General features: G+C 27.3%; 17 protein-coding genes. 10 read left to right on the top strand and 7 right to left on the bottom strand.

Going from position 1 to position 15,565, the window contains the following annotated elements; translation table 11 throughout:
• The first annotated feature begins 14 nt into the window (after positions 1–14).
• Genes NADRNF5_RS10200 through NADRNF5_RS10220 form a run of 5 tightly spaced genes read left to right on the top strand, consistent with a single transcriptional unit; the run spans position 15 to position 5,017 of the window.
• Positions 15–1,010, top strand: a complete 996-nt coding sequence (locus tag NADRNF5_RS10200; RefSeq protein ID WP_048118369.1) for a hypothetical protein — start codon at positions 15–17, stop codon at positions 1,008–1,010.
• Positions 1,010–2,476 carry an MBOAT family O-acyltransferase gene (locus NADRNF5_RS10205; RefSeq protein WP_048118372.1) on the top strand — a complete coding sequence of 489 codons (1,467 nt, stop codon included), beginning with the start codon at positions 1,010–1,012 and terminating at the stop codon, positions 2,474–2,476. Before NADRNF5_RS10200 ends, NADRNF5_RS10205 begins: the two co-directional genes overlap by 1 nt.
• A gap of 50 nt (positions 2,477–2,526) precedes the next feature.
• Positions 2,527–3,075, top strand: a complete 549-nt coding sequence (gene rfbC / locus NADRNF5_RS10210; RefSeq protein WP_048118375.1) for a dTDP-4-dehydrorhamnose 3,5-epimerase — start codon at positions 2,527–2,529, stop codon at positions 3,073–3,075.
• A 50-nt stretch (positions 3,076–3,125) separates the two neighbouring features.
• Positions 3,126–4,127, top strand: coding sequence for a dTDP-glucose 4,6-dehydratase (gene rfbB, locus NADRNF5_RS10215; protein ID WP_048118378.1), 1,002 nt, complete (start codon positions 3,126–3,128; stop codon positions 4,125–4,127).
• Positions 4,124–5,017 carry an SDR family oxidoreductase gene (locus NADRNF5_RS10220; protein WP_048118381.1) on the top strand — a complete coding sequence of 298 codons (894 nt, stop codon included), beginning with the start codon at positions 4,124–4,126 and terminating at the stop codon, positions 5,015–5,017. The genes rfbB and NADRNF5_RS10220 overlap by 4 nt, the downstream gene beginning before the upstream one ends.
• Before the next feature lie 9 nt (positions 5,018–5,026).
• Here the strand turns inward: NADRNF5_RS10220 and NADRNF5_RS10225 are convergent, their stop codons facing one another.
• The 4 genes from NADRNF5_RS10225 to NADRNF5_RS10240 form a co-directional block, all read right to left on the bottom strand.
• Positions 5,027–5,905: a glycosyltransferase family 2 protein gene (locus NADRNF5_RS10225; protein ID WP_048118384.1), complete on the bottom strand. Its 879-nt coding sequence runs from the start codon at positions 5,903–5,905 to the stop codon at positions 5,027–5,029.
• A 22-nt stretch (positions 5,906–5,927) separates the two neighbouring features.
• Entirely contained in the window at positions 5,928–7,436 is a 1,509-nt protein-coding gene (locus tag NADRNF5_RS10230) for a capsular polysaccharide export protein, LipB/KpsS family (RefSeq protein ID WP_048118389.1), read from the bottom strand.
• 57 nt (positions 7,437–7,493) lie between these two features.
• Positions 7,494–8,582, bottom strand: coding sequence for a lipopolysaccharide biosynthesis protein (locus tag NADRNF5_RS10235; RefSeq protein ID WP_148313099.1), 1,089 nt, complete (start codon positions 8,580–8,582; stop codon positions 7,494–7,496).
• Positions 8,583–8,682: 100 nt separating this feature from the next.
• Complete coding sequence (locus NADRNF5_RS10240) at positions 8,683–9,333, bottom strand: class I SAM-dependent methyltransferase (protein WP_048118396.1); 651 nt, start codon at positions 9,331–9,333, stop codon at positions 8,683–8,685.
• Between the two features lie 142 nt (positions 9,334–9,475).
• Between NADRNF5_RS10240 and NADRNF5_RS11680 the strand changes: the two genes are divergently transcribed.
• From NADRNF5_RS11680 to NADRNF5_RS10260, 5 genes are all read left to right on the top strand, one after another.
• Complete coding sequence (locus NADRNF5_RS11680; protein WP_237089278.1) at positions 9,476–10,330, top strand: glycosyltransferase family 39 protein; 855 nt, start codon at positions 9,476–9,478, stop codon at positions 10,328–10,330.
• Positions 10,331–10,611: 281 nt separating this feature from the next.
• Entirely contained in the window at positions 10,612–10,995 is a 384-nt protein-coding gene (locus tag NADRNF5_RS11685; RefSeq protein ID WP_237089279.1) for a hypothetical protein, read from the top strand.
• Positions 10,996–11,037: 42 nt separating this feature from the next.
• Positions 11,038–11,427, top strand: coding sequence for a hypothetical protein (locus NADRNF5_RS10250; protein ID WP_048118399.1), 390 nt, complete (start codon positions 11,038–11,040; stop codon positions 11,425–11,427).
• A gap of 1 nt (position 11,428) precedes the next feature.
• Complete coding sequence (locus NADRNF5_RS10255; RefSeq protein ID WP_048118402.1) at positions 11,429–11,830, top strand: hypothetical protein; 402 nt, start codon at positions 11,429–11,431, stop codon at positions 11,828–11,830.
• A gap of 94 nt (positions 11,831–11,924) precedes the next feature.
• Entirely contained in the window at positions 11,925–12,989 is a 1,065-nt protein-coding gene (locus NADRNF5_RS10260) for a glucose-1-phosphate thymidylyltransferase (protein WP_048118405.1), read from the top strand.
• Positions 12,990–13,010: 21 nt separating this feature from the next.
• Here NADRNF5_RS10260 and NADRNF5_RS10265 read toward each other — a convergent pair whose 3' ends face one another.
• The 3 genes from NADRNF5_RS10265 to NADRNF5_RS11695 form a co-directional block, all read right to left on the bottom strand.
• Positions 13,011–14,558, bottom strand: a complete 1,548-nt coding sequence (locus NADRNF5_RS10265; protein ID WP_048118408.1) for a capsular polysaccharide export protein, LipB/KpsS family — start codon at positions 14,556–14,558, stop codon at positions 13,011–13,013.
• A gap of 126 nt (positions 14,559–14,684) precedes the next feature.
• Positions 14,685–15,170 carry a DUF3473 domain-containing protein gene (locus NADRNF5_RS11690; protein WP_237089280.1) on the bottom strand — a complete coding sequence of 162 codons (486 nt, stop codon included), beginning with the start codon at positions 15,168–15,170 and terminating at the stop codon, positions 14,685–14,687.
• A gap of 41 nt (positions 15,171–15,211) precedes the next feature.
• A complete protein-coding gene (locus NADRNF5_RS11695) occupies positions 15,212–15,520 on the bottom strand; it encodes a polysaccharide deacetylase family protein (RefSeq protein ID WP_237089281.1) in 309 nt (102 codons plus the stop codon).
• Positions 15,521–15,565: the final 45 nt, after the last annotated feature.

Genomic DNA, 15,565 nt, shown 5'->3' on the forward strand with positions numbered 1-15,565 from the left:
AAGTGAGAAAATAAATGATTTCAGAAAATAAAAAAATTACTTTTGCAATTACGTTTGTTTTAGTTTTTACAATTTCAATGTTAATCGCATATGAAAAAATAGTTGACCCATCACACGCAAATGATAGAAAAAGAGAACAAAATTTGCTTCTTAATAATCATATGACTAGTCAGGATTTTTTTTCAAGTGATTTTTCAGATGCAAATGTTGTATTTTTAATTGGTTCTAGTCATTTAGGTTCAGCAAATGTTACATCAATTAATCAATTAGTTTTCTCTGAAACGAAGAACTCAGATTCTCCTATTACAGTTTACAATCTTGCAGCTTTTGGAGATTATCCTACAAAGAGAGCAGAATCCATGGAAAACATTATTTCAACATCCCCTAAAGTAATTTTTTACCAGATTTCATACAGAGATTTTCAATTTCCTTATAAAGAAAATAAAGATATCATTCCTATTAATTTTAAAGAACTTATTTTTTCAAAAATATTTTCAATTTTCATAAATCATATTCCTGTAAATCCTCAAGAACTCCTTTTTTCAGTTCTAAGACCAATACAGGATAGTATTTCTCCAACATTAGAAGAGTCACTAATCACTAATGCTAAAACACCCTTTTATCATTATACAAAATTTAAGATTAAAACTCAAGAGGAATTAAAAAGTGAGTTATCTCCAGTTACAGAATGGAATAATGCGGAAATAGCAAATGAAAATTATAGGGCATTAAAAAAAATTATCGAAGATGCTAAAAAAAGTAATATCAAGATAGTTATTTTCACATCCCCATTACACGAATATTATTTAGAAACTCTTAGCCAAAAACAAAAAAAAGATTTCTCTAGAATACTAAATAATTTAGAAGTTGAATATGACTTAAAAATTTATAATTTCGAAGATAGATATCATGATTTAGATTTATGGGGGAATATTTCCCACATATCATATCACAAAAATGTTACAATTTACAATGAAGACATTGCAAAAATGATTATCGAGGAAACATAATGCTTTTCAATTCCCCTGATTTCATCATCTTTTTCATTTTTGTAGTATCAGTAGTTGTAATTTTCAAATATAGAAAGTTTCAACATCTCTTCTTACTTGTTGCATCTTACTTTTTCTTTTATTATACCAGTAACTATCTGATTATTCTACTGATATTTTCTACACTTCTTGATTTTTATGCAGGTAGAGAAATTTGGAAATCACAAAATATTACCCGCAAAAAAATAATATTCTCAATCAGTCTTGCTGGAAACCTTGGATTATTGGGATTCTTCAAGTATGCTGATTTTGGAATATCTCAAATCAATGCAGTGGGAAGTTCGTTAGGATACGAATCAATTCCATTTCTCAATCTTGCATTACCCATAGGAATTTCATTTTACACGTTTCAAACAATTAGTTATACTGCAGATATCTATCGAGGGAAATTAGAGCCTAGTAAAACATTAAGAGAATTTGCTTTGTTTGTGGCATTTTTCCCACAGCTAGTTGCAGGACCCATTGTAAGAGCCAAGGACTTTTTGCCCCAACTAAGAGAAAAGATGGAGAACTTTGGAACCAACAGACTATCTCTGATCTCAATTCATGACAGAAATCTCAAACTAGGCATAACAATTATGGCGTTTGGCTTTCTTAAGAAAATGTTTTTTGCAGATAATATCGCACCTATGGTAAATACTATTTTTCAGGATCCAATTGGAGCGAGTACTTTTGAAATTTGGTTGGGTGCAATAGGTTTTGCATTTCAAATCTATGGGGATTTTTCAGGTTATTCTGACATTGCAATTGGTGCAGCGTTAATTCTTGGATTTAAGATACCAATCAACTTTAACAAACCGTATTTTGCAACCTCTCCATCAGATTTTTGGAGAAGATGGCACATCTCACTGTCAAGCTGGCTTCGTGATTATCTGTACATTCCTTTAGGTGGAAACAAGAAATCATCAGGCAGAACATATTTCAATTTGATAGCTGTGATGTTTTTGGGGGGATTATGGCATGGAGCATCATGGAATTTTGTTGTCTGGGGATTATTACACGGATTATATCTTACAGTTCACAAATTAATTCTAAATAAATTCCCAATTCTTAAAAACAATTCATTTTTCAAATCAAAAATAGGAAAAATAGTTTCAATATCAGTCACACAGTATTTTGTGTTTCTAGCATGGATTCCATTTAGAGTAAGAGATGTGGACAGTATGATGTATTCAATTGAAAAATATGTTTTGATAGATTTACAGTTTAGTGAAATAGCAGATGTTATTTTATCTCATAAATTACCAGTTTTGTTTTTATCATTATTCATAATTTTACATTTTATTTCATATAGAAAAGAAAATATGATTGATAGAATTTCAAAATTTAGTATCAAATATTGGGTAATAGTATTAACAATAATTGCATTGATGATTACTTTTACTTATAGTATTAATTCTCAAGACTTTATTTATTTCAAATTTTAAGCAATTTACACCATGAAAATACATTTATCATTATAATTTATTAGAATAACATGGTTTTTACTTTTAAGAGATTAGAAATTAAAGATCTTATATTAATAGAGCCAACATTGTATTCAGATAATAGAGGATTTTTTTATGAAAATTTTAAAGAATCAGATTTTATTCAATATGGAATTTCTGATAAATTTGTTCAAGAGAATTTTTCACATTCAGTAAAAAATGTAATTAGAGGATTACATTTTCAAAAAAAACCCAAGTCTCAGGCAAAGCTTGTTTCAGTAGTTAAAGGTAAGATTTTTGATGTTGGTGTAGATATTAGAAAAAATTCATCTACCTATGGAAAATGGGTAGGGGAAATCCTCTCAGAAAAAAATCATAGATCATTATACATTCCAGAAGGATTTGCACATGGTTTTTGTGTTTTGAGCGATGAAGCAGATGTAAGTTATAAAGTAAATAACGAATTTTCTCCAGAAAATGATAGAGGGGTGATTTGGAATGATTCAAAAATCAACGTCATGTGGCCGATTGAAAAACCAATAATATCAAAAAAGGACAGTCAGCTGCCTACGCTGGATGAATCTGATAATAATTTTTAATGAAATAAAAAATACATTAGAGTTAAATAATTAATTTTAAATTCGTAATCATGAAAATTTTAGTTTGTGGTGGTGCAGGATTTATTGGTAGCGCATTCATCAGAAATTATTTTAAAAATCATCCTAATGACGAGATAATAAATTTAGATTCATTGACTATAGGTTCTAATTTAGAAAATCTTAAAGAGATTGATAAAAATGAAAATTATTCTTTTTTTAAAGAAGATATTAAAAATGAAAAAATCATTGATAAATTAACAAGTAGTGTAGATACCGTAGTAAATTTTGCAGCAGAATCTCATGTAGATAGAAGTATTTCTAATCCAGAGCCATTTATTATGACAAATGTATATGGAACATACATTCTACTTGAGGCAGCAAAAAAACATGACAAATTATTCGTTCATATTTCAACAGATGAAGTTTATGGTGATGCAGAAAATTTAGATTCATTCACTGAAGAATCTTTGATAAAACCTAGTAATCCTTATTCAGCTACAAAGGCTTCTGCAGATCATTTAGTTGCAGCATATCAGAGAACATACAATATGAAATGTATCACAACAAGATGCACCAATAATTTTGGACCTTTTCAATTTCCAGAGAAGCTAATTCCTAAAACTATCATTAGAGCAAAAAAAGATCTAAAAATTCCATTATATGGAGATGGAGAACAAATTAGAAGCTGGATATATGTATATGATCATGTTCAAGCTATTGAAGATTTAATTTTCAAAGGTATTTTCGGTAAACAATATAACATTACAGCGTGGAATGAAATTTCTAACATAAAAATTGTAGAAAAAATACTTGAATTGCTTGGAAAATCACGAGATTTAATAGAGTTTGTAAAAGATAGACCTGGTCACGATAAGAGATATTCCATTGATTCATCAAAAATTCAAAATGAAATAGGATGGAAACCAAGATATGGATTTGATGAAGCTTTGAGTGAAACGGTTGAATGGTATGAAGAAAATCAAACGTGGTGGGAACCATTGGTTGATGACAAATCATTACATCCACAGCCTTGGACCTTAAACTGGAAATGACTAAAATTTTAGTGACGGGTTCGGCTGGGTTAGTTGGAATACAAGTTGTAAAAGATCTTGTTAGAGAAAATTTTGATGTTTATGCATGTTATAATGAGACAAAGATACAATTTGGCGTACCAACACATTTAGATCTAACAAAAAAAGACATGATAATAGATGTTTTTCATACAATAAATCCAGATTTAGTAATTCATCTTGCTGCTAAAACAGATGTAGAAAAATGTGAACTTCAAAAAGAAGAAACGACTCTTATCAATACAATCGCTACTGAAATTTTAGCGAGAGAGTCAGCCAAACAAAATGCATTTTTTATTTATGTATCAACAGATTATGTTTTTGATGGAGAAGAAGGTTTAAAAAAAGAAAATGACATTTGTGATCCAAAAAATTTTTACGGTAAATCAAAATTGAATGGGGAAAATACAGTAAAAAAATTTGCATCACAATATCTAATTATAAGAACAAGTACACCATTTGGAATACATTCAACGAAAAAAAGCTTTCCAATATGGGTTAAAGAAAATCTTGAATCGGGAAAGGAAATATCAGTTTTGACTGATCAATTTACTTCACCAACATTCGTTCCAAATTTTTCAAAAATGCTTTTAGAGGTTATTAAAAAAAGAATTACTGGAACAATTCATTTAGCAGGTGCAACAAGAATTTCTAGGTATGAATTTGCTAAAATGATTGCAAAAAAACTTAAACTTGATACTATGTTATTAAAAAAATCAGAAATTCAAGAAATGGGTTGGAATGCAACTAGACCCAAAGATTCTTCCCTTGATGTTTCAAAAGCTAACAAAATTTTAGATAACAAGCCTCTAAAAATTGAGATCAGTTTAGAATTATTTTTAGAGCAAATCAAAAATTCTACAAAGTTTTAATTAAAAAAATTACCTGTTTTCTCTTACAACACTTACAATAGAATAAAGAATTGTAGCTGTAATAAGTAAAATCGTTCCTAGAATAACCCCCCCAATACCAATCAGAGCAATGTTGGTCATGACAACTCGCTCTTCAGAATATATTTGCATTGTCCAAGCTCCAAAAATTAAACCTAAAATCAGAAAACATAATCCAGTAACTCCATAATACAAAAGTGGACGTTCAATTGCCACGTGTTTTAGTGTACTCATTACTACAGATGTGCCATGGCGTATCGGCTCTTGAGAATGTGAATTATCGGTATAAGAAATTATAATTGGAACTTCGGTAATTCTTAGTTGCTTTTTTGAAGCTTTGATTAAGATTTCTGTAGATATACCCATACCAGATTCAGTAGGAGTAATTTCATCTAAGGCTTTTTTTCCATATGCACGAAAACCACTTTGTGAATCAGTTATTTTAGAACCTGTTACAACATTAGTCAATCCAGTTATTGTTTTAATTCCAATTTTTCTATATCTGGGTAAATCTTTTGTTTTTCCTAGAAATCTTGAACCGATTACAATATCTGCATTATTTTCGGATATTGGTTTTATCAATGAATCAATTTCTGAAATTTGATGTTGTCCATCAGCATCAAAAGTAACTAAAATATCACAATCACTGTTTTTTGCTTCATTAAAAATAGTTTTTATTGCAGAACCATACCCCATATTTTTTTCATGTTTTACAACATGGGCTCCCATTGATGAAGCAATTGTAGAAGTCATATCAGATGAACCATCATCACAAACAATGATCTTTGCATATTTTTGAGATAATTTTGCAACAATTGAACCAATATTTTTTTCTTCGTTAAATGCTGGGATTCCTACTATTATCTTCATGTGAAATTTCTATCTTGTGTGATTATTTAAGGGGTATGTCAGTTTCTAAAGAAATTATTTTCAAATGGGCTTTAACAAGTTCAGATAACATATTTTTGTTATCATCAAGGAATTGAACCATATCTTTTTCATAAATAGGAACATTTGAGAAAATATCACCAGTAAAAAAAGCCTTGTTTCGTTTAATATGATATTCCAATGTATTACATTTAAAACCTCTATCACCAATTATTTTCTCGTATTGTTCATATTCTGATGGATCTACATTATGATTTAATGCTGATTTAATTAAATCAGGTAGCAAAGTTACATTTTCTACAGTGAATACAGAGGGCATAATCTGAAATGGTATATCGCCAAAAACAATCAAAGGTTTACCAAATTTAATAGATTTAAAAGCTGATGTACCTCTTAATGTAGCAACAATTTTTGAGTTTTTCATCAGTTCATCATTATCAGCATTAGGATGAATTAGTTTTACATTTGGAATTTGCAATATTTCTGAATAATAATCAGTTGAGTTCCAACCTCGGATTCTAGCTCCTTTATGCTCTTTAACATAAAGTGTGAAATCTACAGGGATTGATTTTGCTACATGTCTAATAACTTCTAATTGATCAGTAAAAAACGGGGCATAGTGAAGTAAATTGTATTCCTCAACAACATTCATTGGAAAATAAACATATGGAATGTTAAGATTAGGGGACAATATTGCATATTTTTGTAGAAAATGAAAATTTTTCTTTCTTTTAATTTCTAATGAAATTGCATCTTTAACAACTTTGAACTTAGTTCTACCATAATACATAAAATTAGATTTAATCAATTCAGAATCAGATGTAAGTAGATAATCTTTTAATGCAATTAATTTATTTATAAAATTTGTATTACGATTTTCAAGAAAATTTGAAAATAGTGAATCATACACATTAGTTTCTTTATTGATAGAATGATTATTTTTATCAAAATTTAGATTAGAATTTGGTTTTAATTCAAATGTAGCTCCATCATCAGAAAGGATCATTTTATCCCTTATACCAGTAAAATATACTACTAAGACTCTAATTCCTTTAGCCCTACAAAGATCTTGCAATAATTTTTGATGGTGAAAAACAGGAACAAAAGTCAGAAAATAATCTGGTTTTGATTCATTCAAAATATTTTCAAATAATTTTAGTTCCTGTTCAAGGATTGATAAAATTTCATTTTTTGAAAAATTGTAAAAACGATTATGTAGATAGAAAAATCTTTCATTAATTACATGTTTCCATAAATCAATTTTGTATTTTTTCTCAAAATTTGATAAATAGTTTAGATCAGGTTCTTGTAACGTTTTTTTAATATGATCATGGAGAAACCAATTTTTTTTAAAATTTACGAGTTTTTGCTCTTCAAAAAATTTTTTTGGTTTTGAATTAATATCTATTAATCCAAAAAAATTCCCATCAAAATGAGGTTGTAAATAATATGCAAGACAGAAATGTAAAAGAAATCCATCAAGCGAGAATAAGATATTAGGCTTAGATTTCATGGTACTGACTTTTTGTGTAAATATATTAAAGATTGCTTATATTATTTTTAGAATTTTTTATGATGATTTATTAGAGTGTAATTTTTCAAATTTAATGATTAAGCTTGATGATTCAGCTATCGTTGCTAGTAGATAACTAAATGCAAGACCAATAATTCCATAAAAAGGGCCTAAAATCAAAATAGATATTATGAAAGTAGCTATTGAGACAATTTTACTTAAAACAATTCGTTTATTTTTTTCTCGACCTAGTAATTTGGATGAATATGTAGATGTGATTGTCATAGGTATAAGACTAAAACTGATAATTCTAATCGCATCAATTGCTTCAATGTATTGTGGGAAAAAAATTGGAATAACATAGGGTGCAATAAACATTCCAAACAAAGCAATAATTATTGAAATTATAACTGCAAGTTTTTTTAATTTTTTATTTTCCTGTCCTTGTGCATCATGTGAAATGGTATACTTGAAAACAATCATGGTAAAGATCATCCCTATGTTAACAATTTGTAAGGATAATGAAAAATTTCCCAAAACAGTAAAGCCCAAAAGAGGTACAATAATGAATTTGTTGAGATGCGCATTAATTTTTGTCAAAATATCAATTGCATAGTTGTTAACAATGAAAGTTGAACGATTTTTCAACAACTTGAAATTAATTTTTGTATCTCTAAATTTTCTAAATATTACTATAATGAAAAATATGTATGAGAGTGCAAGTGCATAAAGAATTCCTTCACTTCCAAAAATTATAAAGAACAGAATTCCTAAAGATAGGGTTAATCCTTTTTGTAATAACATATATTTTGAATATAAAGAAAAAGATTTGTTTCCCAAAAGTTGACCTATAGCAAGTGTATTAATGATGTATCCAAATAAAAGAAAAATTGTATCAACTCTGTAAAACAATATCATTATGATAAAAGAAGCTACTACACCTAACATCAGAGAAATAAAATATAATGTGGATTCAATTTGGATTTTCTTTGATACGTAAACAATTAACGTATTTTGATTTCCAAAAAGAACAAATGCGCTTGCAGTTGCAACAATTCCAATAAAATAGAATAATTCACCGTATTGATCTGGAGGAATTTGTGAAGATAGAAAAAGCCAAAAAAATGCAGTTATTGCATTTCCCATTATATCGGCACTCCCTATTTGAGATAATTCTTTTAGTTTTTTCAATTTTTATAAAATTTCTAATTATGAGTATAATTTATGGAGTTTGATAATTAATATTTCATATTTTTCGTATAACGCCTAATCCATTATTATGAAAAAATTTGTAGAATCTTAGATCTTTTCTACCTAAGATATAATCATTAATAGCATCTAAAACAGGTGGACAGGACACAATATCGTGTAGAGTAATAAGCCCACCTTTTTTCACATAGGGTTCAAATTTTTTGAATTCAGATATAGTATGATCATATGTATGAGATGTGTCAATAAAGAGATGATCAATTTCATCATTCCAATCTAAAGTCAAATCGTCTTGTTGGATAAAATTCCAAAAAGAATCTATTCCTAATTTTTTTACATTTTTCTTGGCTTCTTCACATGGATCAATATCAACACTAGTAACTTTTCCATTTAATTCTCTTGCAGCAAGTAGAAAAGCAACCGTAGATTCACCTGTTCGAGTTCCTAATTCAAGAATGTTTTTTAGATTAAGTTCTATTGTAAGCATATGCAATGTTTGAAGATGTTCATGAATATCAGTAGGTTGAATCATTTGAGATTCTAAAGGTGTTTGAGTTTTTTTGATTGAAAAACAAGAATGATTACTAATGTTTTGTAATGTATTGAAGTTTTTGTCACCCAAGATAATGTATTCTAATCCTTTTTTAGGATCTTTTAACCCATTTTTTAATTTAGAGATAATACTCAATATTTTTTATAAAAAAATACAAGAATAAAAGTGCAGTCTTCTTTTTTGGCAATAAATTACAAAAATCCAATTTTTGAGAGTTTTCACACTTAAGAAATAAGATAAGAATAAGTAATATGATTTTTTCTTTGAGGTAAACAAAATGATGAATTCAGATTTAATTGTAAATGATAAAAAAATCATATTTTCATTTTTATCGATTTTTTTTATGGGATTAGGAATTAGGATTTTTTATTTTCCATTCGAATTACCGTTGATAATAGATGCAATGGATAATTTTACTTATGCAACTGCAATCAATTACTACGGGTATTTACCAACAGAAGGATCACCTGCCAATAATGGATGGCCAATATTTCTTTCATTTTGGTTTTCAATTTTGAGTTTTGAAAACACACATGATTTTATGCAAATCCAGAGAATGATTTCAGTTATTTTATCAAGTTTAATCATAATCCCTGTTTATTTTTTGTGTAAAAAATTTTTTGACGATAAAATTGCTTTAGTAGGTGCGGCAATTTTTGCATTTGACCCAAGAATAATTCTTAATTCATTATTAGGAATAACAGAACCATTATTCATATTATTAGGAATTTTGTCCCTAGTAGTTTTTTTAAAATATGATAGAAAATTAATGTTCATAGCTTTTGCTCTTTCAGCTTTTGCGACCATAGTAAGATCCGAAGGAATTTTTCTTTTTTTTGGAATATCAATACTATTTTTTCTAAAATATAGAATTTCCAAAGATATTGTTAAAACATACTTACCTTGTGTGATAATTTTTCTAATTATTCTTTTTCCAATAATGAATTACAAAATTGAAGTTACTGGATATGATGGAATATTTCAAAGAGTTGCTTATGGAACAGGTGAAATTTTAACAATTTCAAATCAAGATAATTCTAATAGCATATTCGAGGGAATAGAGCTTTTTGTGAAATATTTAGGATGGGTAATGATCCCGATTTTTTTGTTTTTGTTCCTTATGGGTTTATAGAATATCTAAAAAATAGAAAAAAAGAAACAAATTTTATTTTAGTTTTTTTGATAATCCCCTCATTACCAATTTTGTATGCATATATTGTTCAAGCACAAGATACCAGATATTTGTATATTCTATATCCGATTTTTTGTTTAATTTCTCTTTTTGCTGTTAAAAGTTACATTTCAAAATTTTCTAGAAAAAATTTAGTGTTATTATTAATCATTATAGGAATTTTTGTTGGTTCAATTGGGTTTTATGAATATAAAAAAATAGACTATCAAAAGGAAATTGAGATGTATAAAATTGCTAAAATTATTACAGATACATCTTCTGGATTAAATTTTCATCCTTCAGAAACAAAATACATTAGAGCTGCAGAGCTACCTGAAAAGTGGCCATTTTTGTTTTTTGGTTCAGGAGTTCATGAAATAAAATCTATTTCAACAACAAATCATAAAAATTTGGAGAGTTTCATTTCAAATTCTAGGGAAGAGTTGACTCATATTTTGGTAGATGATGATTCAAAACTTCCAAAATTTTTGAAAGAGGTATATCAAAATTATGAAGAGTATGAATATTTGAGAAAAGTCTTTGATTCAAAAGATCATGGTTTTGAGCATCAAATAATGCTTTTTGAAATTGATTTTGAAAAATTTGATTCCATTAGTGAAGGATGATTTTACAAATCTTATTTATAGCCAGATAAGAGAAATTATCTAATGAAAGTTGGATGGGCAAGAAGACGATGGTGGGAATTTCGACAGGGACACAGTGTTTATCTAATTTTTGTTTTAACTTTCATTAATTTTATTCTTATTTCTTATAGATTACTTATTGAAAGAGTTTCAATTTTCAAGGAAATGGTACCTGAATTGTGGATTTTTGCATTTATGTTTATTTTAATTTATGTTCCTACTGCAGTACTAGTTGGTTATTGGCATAGGAAAACTCAATTGAGAGTTGAAACAACTCTTGTTCATCAACAAAATCCCATATTGGCAAAAATGATTAGAACATTATTAGATGTTCAAACTGGTACAGCAACAAAAGATGAAATTGAAGAATTTAGAAAAATGTTATCAAAAATAGAAAAAAAGATGGATAATTAAAATGATTTTAAGAAAAAATTTTATTCGAAAACTTTGGATGGACGGAAGAGTAGGGCACAGTACATATCTTATGTTTGTACTTACATTTACAAATTTTATTTTAATTACATTCAATTTTTTCCTTGAAGATAACAATATGTTAAAAAATATTATATCTGATTTATGGATATTTTCCATCATATTTGTAATATTTTATTTTCCCATTTCTACATTAATTGGTAGGTGGCACACAAAAACTCAGATAAGTGTAGATAACACAATGAGATTAGAAGAAGATCCAGTACGAGCAAGAATGATAAGAATATTATTGGATACATATACAGGAAGAGCAACAGAAGATGAGATAAAAAAAATTAGAAAATTTATGCTAAAAATTGAAAAAACAGATATCAAAGAATTCTAGAAAATGAAGAAATTCAGAAAATCAACTTCCAATTAAACATCAAAACGGGTTCTATAATAGATTCATTAAATTATAAGAATTTTTTCATGATAATATGAAAGGGATAATTTTACATGGTGGACATGGAACACGTTTACGTCCTCTTACACATACTGGTCCAAAACAATTACTTCCTATTGCAAATAAACCAATGTCACAATATTGTGTTGAAGCCCTAGTTCAGGCAGGGATTATTGATATTGCTATTGTTATTGGGGGTATTGGTTCAAACAAAGTTAAAGAGTATTATGGAAATGGGGAAAAATTTGGTGCTAAATTTTCATACATAGAACAAGATTATCCTAAAGGAATATCACACGCCATATCATTATGTCAAGATTTTATAAAAAATGAAAAATTTGTTGTGTTTTTGGGTGATAATATTATCCAAAATAAAATAAATGAGTATGTTTCAAATTTTCAATCATCAAATGCTGAAGCATCTTTATTGTTATGTGAGGTAAATAATCCATCACAATTTGGGGTAGCTGAGATAAAAGATAAAAAAATAGTTAATATTGTTGAAAAACCAAAAAACCCAACATCAAACTTGGTAGTAACAGGAATTTATTTTCTTACTCCATACATCTTTGAAATAATTAAAAAATTAAAACCTTCATGGAGAAATGAATTAGAAATTGCAGATGCATTACAAATGTTAATTGACGAAAAAAGAGAAATAATTTATGAGATAATTACTGATTTTTGGAAAGATACAGGAACTCCTATTGATATTATAGATGCAAATAAAACCATACTTGAAAACATGAGAGAGTCATTTCAAGGAAAAAAAGAAGGGAATGTGTTCATAGAAGGAAAAGTATTGGTTGGAAAAGGAACTATTATAAAAAATAATGTAAAAATTAAAGGACCTACAATTATTGGGGATGATTGTATTATTGATGAGAACACTACTATCGGGGAAAATACAAGTATTGGAGATAATTCTCATCTGAGCAACTGTATCGTTTCAAATTCAATTATCATGTCTGATTGTACTATTGTAGGAAAAATGAATATCAATCAAAGTATAATCGCATCAAACTCGAAGATTTTAAGAAAACAGGGAGAAACAGAAAAAAAATTTCTTTTAGGTGAAGGAACTCAAATTTTTATTTAAAAATAGAATTTGAACCTGAAATTAATATTTTTTAGAATAGATTTTTGAAAAAATATCAGCAGCAATTAATTCAAAATATTTTTTATATGTATCATAAAATTTTTTGAATTCCTTTTCTGTTAATGATAAGTCATTTTCATATCTTTGAATAGAGGATATTACATTTCCATCTTTTAACATTGAACTGTATGGTACTAAAAGAGACAAATCATCATATACCTTCATTAAAGCATTAAGTTCAATAGGTTCAAATTTAAAATTTTGAATAAAATTATGAATAGTATTTGGTAGATGATTGAATGATTCAATTTTTTTTACCATTGACAAAGGATCATAGTGTTCATTCGAAAATAAAATTACTGGTTTTTTATGAAATAGTGCTTCAAAACCAGTTGATCCAGAAATTACTATTACACCAAGACTTTTAGAAGTTAATTCTTGATTATTAGTACTTGGATGTACAAGTTTTACATTTGGAATTGATGAAATTCTTTTGTAATCCTTTATTGATCTCCATAATTTTGCCTTTTGGACTGGATGTTCTTTAACATACAATACAGTATCAATGGGTATAGATTTTGCAATATTTTCTGCAAGGGTAATTTGATTGGAAAAAAATGATGAATTTGTTAGAATATGTGCTTCTGGTTCACTTGCTAAAGGGAAATACATGAATTTTTTATCTTCAATTGATTTTATCGAATGTTCGTCTAAATACTGTTTCCTATGCTTTACTTCAAAATAATTCATAATTCTATATTGAAGCATTCTAAAACGTGTTTTACCTATATTTTTGTAAATTTTTTCAGAATTATGAAAGATTTTTCCAATTAAATATTTCATTTTTTTTGACATACTTGAGATTTCATAATGATAACTTAATTTGATTTTTAGTGATTCAGTATGATCTAGATTTTTGATATATTCATCATCATAAATTTCAGAAGAATCATTAAAATTAGAAATTATTTGATTGAATTTATCAGAGATTTCAGAATTTGTAAGATTGTTTGAAATGAGTATTCTATTTTTCATATGTAATACATTTGGCATTAATGTTGTTATTGACATCTTTTTTGCAATTCGATAAAGTAACAGATTAGAAATATTCTCTCCTGCTTGTTGCATAAATACTAATTTTGGTCTATAAGTTTCAAGTACATCCACAAAAAATTCAATAGAATTTTCAATAATAGGAAAAATTTCTTCTTTTGAAAATTTATGGAATTCAGTCCAATATTTATAAAAACTTCGTTCGGTAAAAACATCTAACCATAAATTAAGATTAAATTCCTTTTCAAATTTCTTTATTTTATCTATATTAAAAAAGGGTTTATTTTGATAACATGTTGGATAATAAATCAATTTTTTAAAAGGAATTAATTTTTGATTTTTAAAGAAACTGATGTCTTGTTGCGTAGTTACAATACCTATAAAATTAAATTTTTTTACTTTTGATAATGCAAGTATTATTCCAAAATTTGTATATGCATAAGTATCAAAATCCAACCATACTACAATATTTGGATTTTCTTCATCAATTTTGTTATCTTTGATAGGTGTATTCATGATTATAATATTTATTGTTTTGAATATATAGCGCTATATTAAGAATTAAAATACTATCTAGCAAAAACAATTTTAAACTAATAAAAGAGTCAAACAAAAAATCTTAGGTTAAAAATATTGAGATCATTAATTATGAATTTTAGATATATACGAATCAAATCTAGTAAATTCAAATTCATTCAATAGTTTTTCCATTTTAGAAAATGTTTTTTCAATTTTATGAAAAGTTATAAAATGATTTTTTGTTGGTAATTTTATTTTAGGTATTAATTCTGGAGTCAATTCCCATGAATGAATATAAAAACTCCCAGGGATTTCTTTACGTTCATAAGATTTTATGGCATTTTTAATAATTTTCAAAGGTAGTGTTCTTAAGTAAAATCCTCCAGCTGCAGGTATAGTTTTACCTAAAAATTTTGTAACCAATAAAGGAAATTCTATTAATTTTCCATTATCATTATCTTTATCTAAATTAGAATTAGAAATCATGTAAGGGGACTTGGGTGCTTGTGGCATTCCATACATACTAGTTTTTGCAGGAATTATACTACTATCATATTTGTAATTAGAATTTAATAACTCGTCAATAACCCAAGAACTTTTTTCATTCAAAGAAAATGTAGGTGCTCTAAAACCTATGGATTTTTTTGAAGTTAGTTTTTCAAATTTTTTAATTCTTCTTTAAATTTAGATTGAAAATCAAGAGAATCTAATCTAGTATGTTTCATAGTGTGAAAGCCAATCTCATGTCCTTCGGAAATTATATCATCAAGCATTTCAGGATTAAATTCTAACAGCTCTCCTACAAGAAAAAAAGTAGCTTTAGAATTAGTTTTTCTCAAAAGATTCAAAATTTTATCAAGTCCTTTATACATTATAGGAATTTTTTCTTTTTCCGAAACGAAAGGTTCTACAAGTTGTGGATGATACCAATCCTCAAAATCTATTCCAAGTAAATTCAAATTATATGATCTCCTATTTGTAGTAAAATTTACCAAGATTTATTT

It is taken from the genome of Nitrosopumilus adriaticus, from assembly GCF_000956175.1.
GTDB lineage: Archaea > Thermoproteota > Nitrososphaeria > Nitrososphaerales > Nitrosopumilaceae > Nitrosopumilus > Nitrosopumilus adriaticus.

What these genes read in the sequence shown, in the direction of transcription:
- NADRNF5_RS10255 (WP_048118402.1), top strand. Translation starts at nt 11,429, where the DNA reads ATGATTTTAAGAAAAAATTTTATTCGAAAACTTTGGATGGACGGAAGA.
- NADRNF5_RS10200 (WP_048118369.1), top strand. Translation starts at nt 15, where the DNA reads ATGATTTCAGAAAATAAAAAAATTACTTTTGCAATTACGTTTGTTTTA.
- NADRNF5_RS10230 (WP_048118389.1), bottom strand. Translation starts at nt 7,436, where the DNA reads ATGAAATCTAAGCCTAATATCTTATTCTCGCTTGATGGATTTCTTTTA.
- NADRNF5_RS10205 (WP_048118372.1), top strand. Translation starts at nt 1,010, where the DNA reads ATGCTTTTCAATTCCCCTGATTTCATCATCTTTTTCATTTTTGTAGTA.
- NADRNF5_RS10260 (WP_048118405.1), top strand. Translation starts at nt 11,925, where the DNA reads ATGAAAGGGATAATTTTACATGGTGGACATGGAACACGTTTACGTCCT.
- NADRNF5_RS10250 (WP_048118399.1), top strand. Translation starts at nt 11,038, where the DNA reads ATGAAAGTTGGATGGGCAAGAAGACGATGGTGGGAATTTCGACAGGGA.
- NADRNF5_RS10235 (WP_148313099.1), bottom strand. Translation starts at nt 8,582, where the DNA reads ATGGGAAATGCAATAACTGCATTTTTTTGGCTTTTTCTATCTTCACAA.
- NADRNF5_RS10225 (WP_048118384.1), bottom strand. Translation starts at nt 5,905, where the DNA reads ATGAAGATAATAGTAGGAATCCCAGCATTTAACGAAGAAAAAAATATT.
- rfbC (WP_048118375.1), top strand. Translation starts at nt 2,527, where the DNA reads ATGGTTTTTACTTTTAAGAGATTAGAAATTAAAGATCTTATATTAATA.
- NADRNF5_RS10220 (WP_048118381.1), top strand. Translation starts at nt 4,124, where the DNA reads ATGACTAAAATTTTAGTGACGGGTTCGGCTGGGTTAGTTGGAATACAA.
- rfbB (WP_048118378.1), top strand. Translation starts at nt 3,126, where the DNA reads ATGAAAATTTTAGTTTGTGGTGGTGCAGGATTTATTGGTAGCGCATTC.
- NADRNF5_RS11685 (WP_237089279.1), top strand. Translation starts at nt 10,612, where the DNA reads ATGTATAAAATTGCTAAAATTATTACAGATACATCTTCTGGATTAAAT.
- NADRNF5_RS11680 (WP_237089278.1), top strand. Translation starts at nt 9,476, where the DNA reads ATGATGAATTCAGATTTAATTGTAAATGATAAAAAAATCATATTTTCA.
- NADRNF5_RS10265 (WP_048118408.1), bottom strand. Translation starts at nt 14,558, where the DNA reads ATGAATACACCTATCAAAGATAACAAAATTGATGAAGAAAATCCAAAT.